Annotated in this window: 9 protein-coding genes; 2 read left to right on the top strand and 7 right to left on the bottom strand. The window is 53.5% G+C overall.

All coding sequences use genetic code 11. The annotated features are described in order from the left end of the window. Nucleotides 1–127: 127 nt before the first annotated feature. Nucleotides 128–1,843: a DNA repair protein RecN gene (gene recN, locus X474_RS24700; protein ID WP_044352751.1), complete on the top strand. Its 1,716-nt coding sequence runs from the start codon at nt 128–130 to the stop codon at nt 1,841–1,843. 113 nt (nt 1,844–1,956) lie between these two features. Here the strand turns inward: recN and X474_RS24705 are convergent, their stop codons facing one another. From X474_RS24705 to X474_RS24735, 7 genes are all read right to left on the bottom strand, one after another. Then, a complete protein-coding gene (locus tag X474_RS24705; RefSeq protein WP_156360925.1) occupies nt 1,957–3,006 on the bottom strand; it encodes a hypothetical protein in 1,050 nt (349 codons plus the stop codon). An 89-nt stretch (nt 3,007–3,095) separates the two neighbouring features. Then, a complete protein-coding gene (locus X474_RS24710; RefSeq protein ID WP_044352754.1) occupies nt 3,096–3,374 on the bottom strand; it encodes an acylphosphatase in 279 nt (92 codons plus the stop codon). A gap of 10 nt (nt 3,375–3,384) precedes the next feature. Further along, a complete protein-coding gene (gene ligA, locus X474_RS24715; RefSeq protein WP_044352755.1) occupies nt 3,385–5,457 on the bottom strand; it encodes an NAD-dependent DNA ligase LigA in 2,073 nt (690 codons plus the stop codon). A gap of 326 nt (nt 5,458–5,783) precedes the next feature. Next, on the bottom strand, nt 5,784–6,908 hold the full coding sequence (gene wecB, locus X474_RS24720) for a non-hydrolyzing UDP-N-acetylglucosamine 2-epimerase (protein ID WP_231688378.1): 1,125 nt from the start codon (nt 6,906–6,908) through the stop codon (nt 5,784–5,786). 59 nt (nt 6,909–6,967) lie between these two features. Then, nucleotides 6,968–8,674 (bottom strand): bifunctional sulfate adenylyltransferase/adenylylsulfate kinase, encoded by a 1,707-nt coding sequence (locus X474_RS24725; RefSeq protein ID WP_056009693.1) that lies wholly within the window; start codon nt 8,672–8,674, stop codon nt 6,968–6,970. Nucleotides 8,675–8,862: 188 nt separating this feature from the next. Further along, nucleotides 8,863–9,537 carry a response regulator gene (locus tag X474_RS24730; RefSeq protein ID WP_044352756.1) on the bottom strand — a complete coding sequence of 225 codons (675 nt, stop codon included), beginning with the start codon at nt 9,535–9,537 and terminating at the stop codon, nt 8,863–8,865. Nucleotides 9,538–9,541: 4 nt separating this feature from the next. Then, nucleotides 9,542–11,554 carry a sensor histidine kinase gene (locus X474_RS24735; RefSeq protein WP_044352757.1) on the bottom strand — a complete coding sequence of 671 codons (2,013 nt, stop codon included), beginning with the start codon at nt 11,552–11,554 and terminating at the stop codon, nt 9,542–9,544. A 392-nt stretch (nt 11,555–11,946) separates the two neighbouring features. Here X474_RS24735 and X474_RS24740 point away from each other — a divergent pair, with 392 nt between their 5' ends. Next, entirely contained in the window at nt 11,947–12,333 is a 387-nt protein-coding gene (locus X474_RS24740) for a response regulator transcription factor (protein WP_044352758.1), read from the top strand. The last annotated feature ends 159 nt before the right edge of the window (nt 12,334–12,492 follow it).

Genomic DNA, 12,492 nt, shown 5'->3' on the forward strand with positions numbered 1-12,492 from the left:
TCCGGGAGCTTGACCGGCCTGGGGGATAAGGGTATTTTGGAATCTTGAAACAGGGTGTAAAGCAAACCTTAAGGTCTAATTTCGTCCGGCTCACCGGATAGACTCGCAGAGGTTGATTAGGGCGCTTATGCTTAGCTTTCTTCGAATAAAAGACTTCGCACTCATCAAATCCCTGGAGATGGAGCTGGGCCCCGGCCTGACCGTGATAACCGGTGAGACCGGCGCGGGAAAATCCATTATCCTGGCCGCTTTGAGCTTGATTTTAGGGCAAAGGGCAACCAGCGGACTTATCAGGGAAAACAGTGATTCCGCCGTGGTGGAGGCTCTTTTTGAACTCTCCCAACCAAGCCCGGCCGGAGACCTTTTGGAAGATCCCCAAGAAGACCGGGAGCTGGTGATCAAAAGGGTTGTAAACCAACAGGGCAGAAACCGGGTGCAGATAAACGGATCTTTGGCCAACTTGAGCCGACTGACCGAGCTGGCCCCCTTTCTGGTCAGCATCTGCGGCCAGCATGCCCATCAAAGCCTCCTGAGTCCGGAAGAGCACCTGTATCTACTCGATGCCTTTGCCAACCTGGAGGAAAACCGCCGTCAGGTCGAAAAAGGTGTAGCCGAGCTTAAAAAACTCTCAAACCAAATCAGAAAAACCCAAAAAGACCTGGCTGACCGGGAACTGAAACGGGATTTTCTCAACCTGCAGATCAACGAGCTGGAAGCAGCGGGACTTGATCCGGCCGAAGAGGCAAACCTCAAGGCTGAACGAAGTTTTTTGGCTAATGCGGAAAAGGTCATGAGGCTGGGTTCCGGGGCCGACCACACCCTTTATGCCGCTGACCAGGATTCCGTATTGGAGAACCTCTCCAAGGTTCGGGACATGCTGATCGATCTGGCCCGGATTGACCCAAGGGTCAAGACCATGGCCGATACGGTGGAAGAGGCCTATTACCAACTGGACGACGTGGGCACCGAGCTGCGCGACTACCTGGCCGGGCTCTCTTTTGACCACGGCAGGCTGGATTGGCTTGAATCCCGGCTGGCCTCTTTGCAGAGGCTGGTGCGCAAATACGGCGGTGACGTGGAAAGCGCGCTTAAGACCCTGGAGCAGGCCAAAAGGGAGCTGGCCGGCCTGGAAAAGGGCGAGGACACCCTGAAAGAGCTGGAAGGAAAATACAGCCGGGTCTTGGAACAAACCCTGGCCCTGGCCGGGGATTTAAGCACCGGACGCAAAGATTCCGGCAGGAAGTTGGCCCGGGCGGTGGAGGGCGAGCTCAAGGAACTGGGCATGGAACACTGCCGGTTTGAGATCAGGTTCAAGCATCCTAATGCAAACGCGCTGGAAACGGAAAAAGGCCCCTTGTCCCCTTCTGGCCTGGAAGAAGTGCATTTTTACCTGGCCCCCAACCCGGGAGAGGGTTATCGCCCCCTGGCCCAGATAGCCAGCGGCGGAGAGCTTTCCCGCATACTGCTGGCCCTACAGGCCTTGGCGGCCCACAAGAGAAGTGCGGGGCTTCAGGTCTTTGACGAAGTTGACGCAGGCATAGGCGGGGCTATCGGATCGGCTGTGGGCCGCAAGCTGGCCCGCTTGAGTAAAGACATGCAGGTGATCTGCATAACCCACCTGCCCCAGATAGCCGCCTGGGGCGATCGCCACTTTGTAGTGAGAAAAGAAGTGGCAAACGGGCGCACCATAACCAACCTGATCCGCCTGGATCAGGACAAGCGCATCCACGAGCTTACCCGCATGCTGGCAGGCGAAGGCGACGGACAGGCGGCAAGGGAACATGCCAGACAGATGCTTTCCGCGGCCTTTGAACAAAAACAAAACCCCCGCCCAGTTGTCTGAGCAGGGGTATTTGATCAATTTAGAGCTGGCTTTTGGCGTCTGCCGGTTTTTTTTAAAAGGCCCCCTTGGACAACAATGAAAACGGTTTTCCCCGTTTGACCCGTGTGCAAACCTTATAAGGGACGCACCACCTGTCCGGGTTTATAGACGACCGGTTCAGGTTCCAGCTTGGGCTCGGGCTCGGGCTTGGCCTTTGCCTCATCACCCATTTTCTCGCCTTCCAGTTTTTCATCGGAAAGTTTCTCGGGTTCGGGTTTTTCAACCACCTCGGGCGGGACAACCTCAGCCCAGGAAGTGTCTTGCCCCAACTCCAGCAACCGGACCTTGCCGATCAGCTTACCGGGCAGATACACCATGCGGCCCGAGCCGGATTTGATCTTCTCTCCCAGGGCCTGAACCGCCAGCAAATCACCCTGATTCAAGCCGGTGTCCCTGGCCACGGTGAGCAAAAGCCTGTTGCCTTCCACTGCCAGCACCAAGCCGCTCCACTTATGGTCTTCAAGCTTTTCCTCCACCCATTCCATACTGGGTTCAGTCAGCTCTTTGACCAGCTCATCCACCTTTTTGGGGTCCGGCTTGGCGCCCATGGCAACAGCCTGGGCCTTGACCTCGTCAATTTCCAGATTGGACTTGATGCTTCCCACATCAAAAAAAGCACCGGAGATAACATCCACCAGGGCCATATCCAGTTCCAGGTTCAAAAAAGGCGTATTCTCTCTCATACCGTAGATGCCGGTGAGCCGATGGGTAACCGAAAGGTCGGTGATCTGGGCCCTTAACACCACATTGAGCCCCAGCTTGCGGGCGGCCAGGACCAGACGCTCTTCAGGATCGGTGATTTCCTTGGGCACCATGGCCTCGGCGTCCGTAAGCCGGGACGGGTCCACCAAGTGGATATTATCCATTTCCCCCAGCTTGGCGACCAGTTGCCCATAGATCTCATCCGCCTTTGGCTTAAGGCCTTCAACTCCGCTGGTAAAGGGCAAGGCAACCATCCGCTTGCGTAAGGAGTCTCCCTTGGATGAAAAGGTTTCCCCCACATACTTGGCTGTATCAGAGGCCAGGGTGGAGAAACCGCAGCCCGAAGCCAATGCCAGAACAGAAATTAGGGCCAGACAGATCAATAATCTTAAAATATCTGACGGCTTACGGCGTGGCGACATAGACAATGCTCCGCATATTTAAACGTGTGAGAAGGGGGTGATCTTAAAAGTCGTTATCACCGCATCTTACAGCACCTTTTCCGCCCAGGCTAGTAGCGAATGCCAAAATCAGGGTATGACTCAGGTTTATCAAGCCATTTAACCTCAACCTTGCTTACCCGGGCGTTGGGCGAGCCCTGGTGACACCAGCTTATAGCCTGTTCCACTGTTTCCCTGGGGCCGGTGAAGACAGCCTCCACCTGGCCTGTAGGCAGATTCTTGACATAACCTGTAAGGCCCAGGGAACGGGCCTGTTTTTCGGTGTGAGCCCTGTACCAGACCCCCTGCACCACTCCTGAAATAATTACTTTTGCCTGGGTATCGGTCATTTGGGACTCCTTATTTTTCCTTTGTCATCTCTAAAAATTCCTGTTCGGTCACAATCTTCACCCCCAGTTCTTGCGCCTTTTCGGCCTTGGAACCGGGATTTTCGCCTATCACCACCAGGGAGGTCTTTTTTGAAACGCTGTTCACCGGTTTACCTCCCAGGGCCAGGGCTTTTTCCTTGGCCTCGCTCCGGCTCATGGCGGTGAGGGTTCCGGTAAAAACCAGGGTCTGTCCCTCTAAAGGCAAATCATGACCGGATTCCTGGACCAGGGCCGCGGGAGCCACCTGACCCGCCAACTTACGGGCGGCTTCCAGGGTTTGGGGGTGACTGAAAAACTCTTTAATCTGCTCGGCCACCACCTGGCCCACACCGTCAACCTGGGCCAATTTTTCCTTGGAGGAACTGATCAAGTCCTCCAGGCCCGGATATTTGAGAGCCAGTTCCCTGGCTGTGGCCTGGCCCACGCCGGGAATGCCAAGGCCAAACAGAAAGCGATCAAACGTGGCCCCTTTTGTCTTGTTAAGGGCCTTGAGCAGGTTATCGGCCGAAAGCTCCCCCCAACCGGGCAGCCTGGCCAGTTCATCTCTCTTTTGAACCAAACTATACAGAGAATCAAGCCCGTTGAGCAATCCCCTGTCCATTAATTGAGTCACCCTTTTTGGGCCCAGGCCCTCAATATCCAGGGCTGCGCGACCCGCAAAATGCCTGATTGAGGCCATGACCTGGGCCGGGCAGCCCAGGGAGTTGGGACAGCGGTGATAAGCCCCTTCCACCACGACCTGTTCCCCGCAGACCGGACAAACCGAAGGGGGATTCAAGGCAAGCGAGCGGGGATCGGCCTCTTTTTCAACCGACACCACCTTGGGGATGACATCGCCTGCCCTCTCTACCCTGACCAGGTCGCCTTCCCGTACATCCAGTCGGGCCACCTCTCCAAAATTATGCAGGGTTGCCCGGCTCACCGTGACCCCGCTCACATCCACCGGTCTTAAAAGGGCCACCGGCGTCAGTTTTCCGGTGCGGCCAACCTGAATTACAATGGAACGCACCTCTGTGACCTCCTGCCTGGGGGGAAACTTCCAGGCAGCCGCCCAGCGGGGGTTGCGGGAGCGCTCCCCCAAGAGATCCCGGTGGCTCAAGGAATCAACCTTGACCACCATGCCGTCAATCTCAAAGGGTAGATTATCCCTTTGCTCCTGATACCAGGCGTGGCGGCGATCGACAAATTCCCTGCCCTTGCCCTTTTGCAGGTGGTCATTTTCCAGCCTGAAGCCAAGATCGGCCAGTAACTCCAAGGCCTTGTGATCTGAAGCCACCCCCAGTTCAGAGGCATTTACCAGTTCAAAGGGGAAAAAGCTCAAGGGCCTCGTGAAAGTCACCCTGGGATCCATCTGGCGCAGGGAGCCTGCGGCCGCGTTTCTGGGATTGGCAAAGGGCGTCTCATTTTGAGCAATCAGGCCCTGATTTAGCTGATCAAAGCTTGCCAAGGTTATGTACACCTCGCCGCGGACCACCACCAGGTCAGGAACCCGCCTTACTGTATTTTGGCTGAACAGACCGGTCTGGGGCGAAGTTTCTTCTCCATATTCGCCAAGTTCAATTGGCTTCAGTTGCGAGGGGATATCCGCTATGGTCCTTAAATTGGGGGTGATGTCCTCGCCTTGACGACCATCCCCCCTGGTGGAGCCGGTGGTGAAAATACCGTGACGGTAGACCAGCTCCACGCTGAGCCCGTCCATTTTGGGCTGGACCAGAAGATCGGTGTTTTCCAGCCTGGACTCGGCCAAACGCCGGAAAAAATCATCCATTATCCTGGCTTCGGCTGCTGACTCGAGGCTTAACATGGGCCTGAAATGGACTACCGGAGCAAAGCTGGACTTCAAGGGAGCCCCCACTGTATGAGTAGGGGAATCCGAGGCTGCAAGCTCCGGGTATTTATCTTCCAGGTCTTTTAACTCCGCCAAGAGGCGGTCATATTCAGCATCTGAAATTTCAGGAGTGTTTTTAGTGTAATAAAGGTAGTTATGATGTCTTAAAAACTCTGAAAGCTCACCAGCCCTTTGGGCTGCCTGGTTGCGGTCCATTTTTTTATCCGAACAAGATTATTTACAATAACAATATGAATTACCACAGACTCGGTACCATTTACCAGAATCTGTCCTGGTCCGGCACCTGAAAAACGGCTTTTTGAGATATGAGCTATGAATCCGTGAAGGGGCCGCGCTCCCTGGAACAAAAAACTTTTCAGGCCTTTTGGGAAGACGACGCGCCGAATCACCAAACTATTTTTAAGGCGTGTGATTCAAGCCGCTTGGCCACCCAAGTTTTCACCAGGCATCATCTGCCCCGGCTTTTTCGGCTAAATAAAAACCTATGGACGGCCCTTTTGCCGCCATTCGGAAAAATAATTTTATTTAAGGAGCATCCGCTCTATATCCGCGGTCACCCTTTGGGCTGTCTTACCGTCCCAGAACTTGGGGGGATCAGGCTTTTTAAGCGGATTCTCTAAGATTTCATGCACCAATCCCGTCAGTTCTTCGGCCTTGCATAAACGGTTGGTTCCCCGGGTTACGGTAATGGGTCTTTCCGTGTTGGGCCTCATGGTCAGACAGGGAATGCCCAGGTAAGTGGTCTCTTCCTGCAGCCCGCCGGAATCCGTTATGGCCAGACGGCTGTTAAACAAAATATTCATAAAAGGAATATAACTCAAGGGTTCCAAAAGCTTAAGACCGGTAGTCCGGCCAAGCTCCCGCCAAAGGCCAAACTCCTCCAGGTTTTTCTTTGTTCGGGGATGCACCGGAAAAACCAGTTCCAGCCTTTCGCTCAATTCCCGCAATATTCGGATCATTTGAGAAAGTTTTTGCCCGCTGTCAACCGTGGCGGGCCTGTGCAGGGTCACCACTGCATATTCGCGGGGTTTGAGACCCAGGCTCTTTGCTGTCCGGTCCGCTTCTATTTTAGGGCGCATCATCTCCAGGGAATCTATCATGATATTGCCCACCAGCTTTATCCGGGCCGGATCGATTCCCTCTTTGATCAAATTTTGATCGGCATCCTCGGAAGGGGTCCACAACCTGTCGGCCAGGGTGTCTGTCAAAAGCCGGTTTATTTCCTCGGGCATGGTGCGGTCATAGGATCTCAGCCCGGCCTCCAGATGAGCAACAGGCACCCCCAGCTTGGCGGCGGCCAGGGCACAGGCCAAAGTGGCGTTTACATCGCCCACCACCACCACCAGCCGGGGGTTCTCTTTCAAAAGCAGTTCCCCATAGGACATAAGGGTTCGACCGGTCTGCTCCGCATGGGTGCCGCTGCCGATATTGAGGTTGATATGGGGTTGTTGCAGGCCAAGATCCTCAAAAAAGCCTCTCGACATATTACGGTCATAATGCTGGCCCGTATGAACAATAACTCCTTTGAGCAACGGATTTTGCTTGATAGCGTGAAAAAGCGGCCCGATCTTCATGAAGTTGGGCCTGGCCGCACCTATCAAATGGATTAAGGCTCCGTTTTTCAAAGGCATGTTCACCAGTTGCATAGGCTTATTCAGATCCTTGTCATGGTTTTTTTTGAAAACTGTCGGGGCAAGCCATGCTCTTAACCCAAATAGCCCTCCTGGGCAAGATAAAGCATAACCCTTTCAGCGCCCTGTTCGGGGGTTAGGTCAGTAAAGTCTATCTCAAGCTCGGCGTTTTCCGGCGCCTGATAGGGATCGTCTATTCCGGTGAATCCCTTGACCAGCCCGGCCCTGGCCTTGGCATACATGCCCTTGGGGTCCCTTTGTTCACAGACCTCAAGGGGGGTGGAGATATAAACCTCAATATAACCGCCCAGGCTGCCTATCAAGTCCCGGTTATGCCTGCGGGACTCTTCATAGGGGGCAATCGGGGCGCAGATGGCAATGCCTCCGTTTTTGGTAATTTCGCTGGCCACAAACCCTATGCGCTTGACATTTATCTCTCTGTGCTCCTTGGAAAAATTAAGCTCACTTGAGAGATTTTTACGCACCAGGTCCCCATCGAGCAAGGTAACCGCCCTGGTTCCCAATTCCAAAAACTTGGAAACCAGGACCTTGGCCAGGGTGGATTTTCCGGAGCCGGAAAGGCCGGTTAGAAAAACCGTGAAGCCCTGCTCATTACGAGGCGGATAGGCTTTTTTCAACTCTTCCAGCACCTCGGGGAATGAGTGCCATTCCGGAATGGAACGGCCTGTTTCCAAGCGCCGACGCACCTCCTTGGGGGTCAATTGTGGCGACACATCCGTCTTATTCATCAAAGCGACAGGCAGGTGCTTTCCCTTGGAAAGGGAAAAAGCCATTTCAGGCAGTTTAACGGGCGTGATCCCCAGCTCTTTTTGATGAGCCGAGACCAAATCAAAAGCCTTCCAGTCGGCATAAAAGGGGGATCCCTCCCAAAGATGGAAAGGAGGTTCGCCATGATTTTTGTCAATCATGATGTGAGTTGCGCCGTAATTTTTCCTTACCAGGGCATGCCACAAGGCTTCTCTGGGACCTGCGCCCCAGGGCTCCAGGGGAATCAGGCTCAAGGTGGCCAAATCCCGGGGATAGAGATTAAGAGCTTTTTGATAGGATCTTATCCTGGAATAGTGGGAGCGGTCTCCCACCGGCGCTATGGCCGCCACGGGATGAAGCAGGATATGGGCATCCGCCTCTTTTGCCGCCTGTCTGGTCTGCTCATATTCAGCGCGGTGCAAGGTATAGGTGGAATGGTACGAGATCACCCGCTCCCAGGAATTCTTATTGATAAATGCCTTCATTGCACTGGGGGTGGCCCTCAGATAGCTGAAATCGTGGTGAACGGGCACGGAAACCTTTTGCACCGGTCCACTCACTCTATAATGCCCCTGCTTTTGACAATAGGCCTTGGCCAGGGGATTTTCCTCCGGGTTCCCAAGCTCCCAAATCAATTCGGCCTCTTTAACAAAATCCGGCTGCCAGACCTCCTCCACCGTGAGCAGGGCCAAAAGAAACCCTTCCGGATCGCGCAGGGCGAGTTTATCTTGGCAAGCTAAACGGGATGCCAAGTCGGCCGAGACCTCAAGAGTCACCGGCAGGGGAAAAATTGCTCCGCTGCCAAGGCGCATATCCCTTATAACCCGGTCACAGTCCTGAGATCCCAAATATTTATCGACCGGGGCAAAAGCTCCGGTCAAAAGAAGCTCCAAAGTGACAAGCGCGCTGTTATTAAGGGCCATGGACTCGGCCTTTTGGGCCTCTTTTTCATAACAGGCGTTCTTTTGCTTGCTATGCCAGTCGTTTTCAGATCCTGGATAATAATTGAGCACAGGTATCCTCTTTTCCAAGAGACGAGTTACCTTTAAATATCACAGCCCAAAAATATGATATGCCAAACTCTGACTTCCAGGCAAAGTTACAGTATAAAACGGATCAGGGGTATACGCAGCAAAACCGGTCTCAGTTAACTCTCTTCCTAAAAAAACGGACGTCCCCAATTTAATATAGGGGTTTATTTTCAACGGCTCCAGGAATCCGCATCCACCAGGCCATTGGCCAAAGCGTATTTAACCAGGCCTATGAGATCGTGCCTGTCGAGTTTGCTCATGATCCTGGCCCGGTGGTTTTCCACGGTCTTTGGGCTTAAGCATAATTTGGAGGCAATGCTCTTATTGGTGTTTCCTTCCACAATCAAACGCAGAATCTGGCGCTCCCGGTCCGTGAGGCGTTCAGGGGTCTGTTTGACATTAACCTCCTGGTCCGGGAGCTTGACAAACTCATCCACAATCCGGGCCGCCACCGGGGAATCCAAAAAACACTCGCCTTTTAAAACCGTCTCAACCGCCTCGCAGAGCTTTTCTCCGGCCGAATCCTTCAGCACATACCCCCTGGCCCCGGCCTTCAGCGACTCCAGGATAAAGGTTTTGCGCGAATGAACACTTAAAATCACCACCCTGGTTTGGGGAAATATGGAAATTATCTCCCTGGTGGCGTCTATGCCGCTCAGCTCGGGCATGGCTATGTCCATGGTGACCAGATCCGGCTTGAGCGTTTTCACCGCCTCCAAGGCCTCATAACCGGTTGCCGCTTCACCGACTATCTCCAAGGAAGGGATAGCCGCCAACACACTTTTCAATCCAGCCCTGAATATGGCGTGATCATCGCAGATCACCGCTTTGTACAGCTTTGTCATGTCTTCACCCCACTGCCACCTCGGCCAATATGGTGGTCCCCTTTTCACCGGAAATAATGGAAAGATGACCTCCCAGAAGGCCGATTCTCTCTTCCATGCCCAAAAGACCCAACCTCTTACCGTCTTCCAGGGCCTGGTCCACATCAAAACCAACCCCTTGGTCCCTTACCACCAGCCTCACACAGTCCCGGTCCTTTTCAAGCCTGACCTCAACCTTCTCACTTTGGGAATGCTTTAAAACATTGGTCAGGGCCTCTTGGGCAACCCTGAACAATGATATCTCCATCTCGGGTGATATCCGATTCTTGGGCAGATCCTCCAAATGATAGGTCACTTCCAGAAGTTCAGATTCAGCCAGGGTTTCCGAGAGATCCTCCAAGGCGGCCTTTAGGCCGAAATTATCCAAAATGGAGGGACGCAGCCTATGGGCGAGCGCCCTTATTTGATCCATCACCACCTGAGTGAGGCGAATAAGCCTGGCCAATTCTTCGGAATCCTTTAACTCTTCCCTCTTGGCCAGGGCCTGCAGACCTATCTTGAGAGCCGAAAGCATCTGCCCCATCTCGTCATGCAGGTCAAGGGCGATGCGCTTGCGCTCTTCTTCCTGGGTGGAGATCAGCTGGCGGGAAAGCTCCCGCACCCTTTTTTCAGCCAGCACCTGTTGGGTTACATCCCTGGCCACGCCCCTGCGCCCGATTACCTGGCCCGAGGGGGAGAAAATGCCCCGTGAATGAACCGAAAGCCAGCGTATCGAACCATTTTTGTGTATATGGCGCAGGGCAAGGATGCTGATCTCCTCTCCACGCTCACCCCTTTTCCATTCATCATCAAACTTGTATCGGTCAGACCGGTGCACTGAATCCCGACGCAGTCTGCCGACCATTTCCTCCGGTTGATAGCCCAACACGTAATACACGGAATTACTTAAGAAAGTGTAAACCCCCACGGCATCAATTTCATAGACAATATCGGGCAGGTCTTCCACCAGGCTGCGATATTGTTCAGTGGTATAAGCCAGGTCCGCAGTTCGCTTCTCCACTTCCCCGCCCAAACGCGCCAACACCTGTTGCTGCACCCTGTAGCGGGAAAGTAGCATAAAACCAAGTAAAAACAGGCATAACAGTAAAAGGAGCAGAAAAAAAACAATATTCTCCCCCATGGCCCGACTGGATCTCATGGCGGCTTCATAGTCCTGGGCCACAATCACAAGCCAGTTTAATCCCGGCACTATGGCCGCAGTGACAAATGCCTTACCCTCTGCCCCTTCCACGATCCCGGCCCAGGGGCGCTCGCTTGCCACATCATGCAAAAGGCTGGGGTCTGATAGCACCTTTATATCCCTGTCCAACAGCTTGCTTGCGTTTTTGCCTGCGGCCACCAGTTTTCGCCTCTGGTCGTAAAGCAAAAAGGTGCGCCCCGGTCTGGCGGAGATGCGGACAAAAAAATCTTTCCAAACGCTGCCTCTTTGGTTCAGTCCCAGATAGCCTATGATTTTTTCATCTCGGTTTTTGATCGGCACGCTGAAAGCGGTGAGAGAAGGCCTTCCCTTTTCCAGTCCCAGGAGATTAAAAGAGACCCAGGGTTTGGGCGTCTGCAAAGGGAGCCCCTTTATGGTCTCTTCCCTGTCCACCAGATGGGGAAGCCCAAAAAAAACCTGGCCTTTTTCATCGGCCAGAAAAATAGTTTTAATCTCATGATTGGTCTGGATGAGAGGAACCAGTACAGAACGCAGCTCAGCAAGATCACGACCTTCAAAGGCATAGGTGAAACGGTTTCTTAAGGCGATGGCCCTTAGTCGGTCCAAAAGGTTTTTTTGATGATCGGCTATAAATTCGGCTCCACTCAAAGCCTGGGCCAGGTCGGCGGCCAGGTTCTCCTTCTCAGCCTGTGCGGTGATGGTGCTGGAGACCCACAGGCTATAGATGCCGCCAACCAAAATGAGGATCAAAAGGACGCAAAAGGCCAGATATCCCCGCCAGGGCCAGGAATAGTCCCTGGCACTCTGGTCATTTGACATAAACATCCCCTGTTCTCTCGCTTTCGGGAACAAAAACTGTTCTTTTTTGATCAGTTGGCATTGACCCGGAAAAGCCGAATCCGGGCAGTTGGATTGTACTCCCCATGGCATCATCCTGAAAACAAGAATCCTGGACACCAAATTATCTACTATCACAGCCCAGTCGGCAAAACATTTCCCAGAGGCAAAATGAAGTATCCAAGGAAGAGATTTGAGGCATATACCCTATATGGCCAAGTTAACTCTATGGATATATTGGCATCACCAGCCCGAGTGAGGCAGCCGATCCAAATTTTTGATCAGGGATTGAACCAAACAGGGCGGGTTTGTTGGTCAAAACCGGACGATTCCCGGTAGAGACCGAAGTCCAAGCAGTTCCGGAGATTGCACAAATGAAGGAAGAACAGGGTTTGCAGGTCCTCCTTATGGAGCCTGAGGAAAACCTGCGGCACTTTATGTGCCAATTGATAGACGGCACAAAAGGACTGGCTTGCGCCGGGTGCCTGTGCTCCCCGCTAGGGTTGAAGCGCAATATCAGGCTGATTAAGCCCAATATTCTTTTGATCAACTTAAACGCCGCCAACGAACTGGGCTATGAGAGACTCCAGGACTTAAAGACTTCATTCCCGGATCTTATGATCGTTCTGATGGATATGGAGCACGGACCGCGCTACAGGCAGCTGGCCAGACAGGCCGGGGCCGACACTTTCATGAGCACCGTCAGTGCACCTGAAGAGCTGGAGCGGCTTATACGCTCCTATTCCGCCCTGATGGCCTGACAGGCCCCTTTTTTAAGATCCGCCTTATATAAAAACCCGGCCCCTGCCCCCGGCGGCGGACGCCGGGGGCAGGCAAGGCCGGGCTCCAGGCGGAAAAAGCCCTTACCCTCCGAATCAAAAGGCTTTTCCCGCCCGGCCGTACTCCCAAGTACATTCCAC

The organism is Dethiosulfatarculus sandiegensis (assembly GCF_000931935.2).
Lineage (GTDB): Bacteria > Desulfobacterota > Desulfarculia > Desulfarculales > Desulfarculaceae > Dethiosulfatarculus > Dethiosulfatarculus sandiegensis.

Bases quoted from the DNA above. Each gene is read 5' to 3' on its own strand.
- recN (WP_044352751.1), top strand. From the start codon at position 128: ATGCTTAGCTTTCTTCGAATAAAAGACTTCGCACTCATCAAATCCCTG.
- X474_RS24705 (WP_156360925.1), bottom strand. From the start codon at position 3,006: ATGTCGCCACGCCGTAAGCCGTCAGATATTTTAAGATTATTGATCTGT.
- X474_RS24710 (WP_044352754.1), bottom strand. From the start codon at position 3,374: ATGACCGATACCCAGGCAAAAGTAATTATTTCAGGAGTGGTGCAGGGG.
- ligA (WP_044352755.1), bottom strand. From the start codon at position 5,457: ATGGACCGCAACCAGGCAGCCCAAAGGGCTGGTGAGCTTTCAGAGTTT.
- wecB (WP_231688378.1), bottom strand. From the start codon at position 6,908: ATGCAACTGGTGAACATGCCTTTGAAAAACGGAGCCTTAATCCATTTG.
- X474_RS24730 (WP_044352756.1), bottom strand. From the start codon at position 9,537: ATGACAAAGCTGTACAAAGCGGTGATCTGCGATGATCACGCCATATTC.
- X474_RS24735 (WP_044352757.1), bottom strand. From the start codon at position 11,554: ATGTCAAATGACCAGAGTGCCAGGGACTATTCCTGGCCCTGGCGGGGA.
- X474_RS24740 (WP_044352758.1), top strand. From the start codon at position 11,947: ATGAAGGAAGAACAGGGTTTGCAGGTCCTCCTTATGGAGCCTGAGGAA.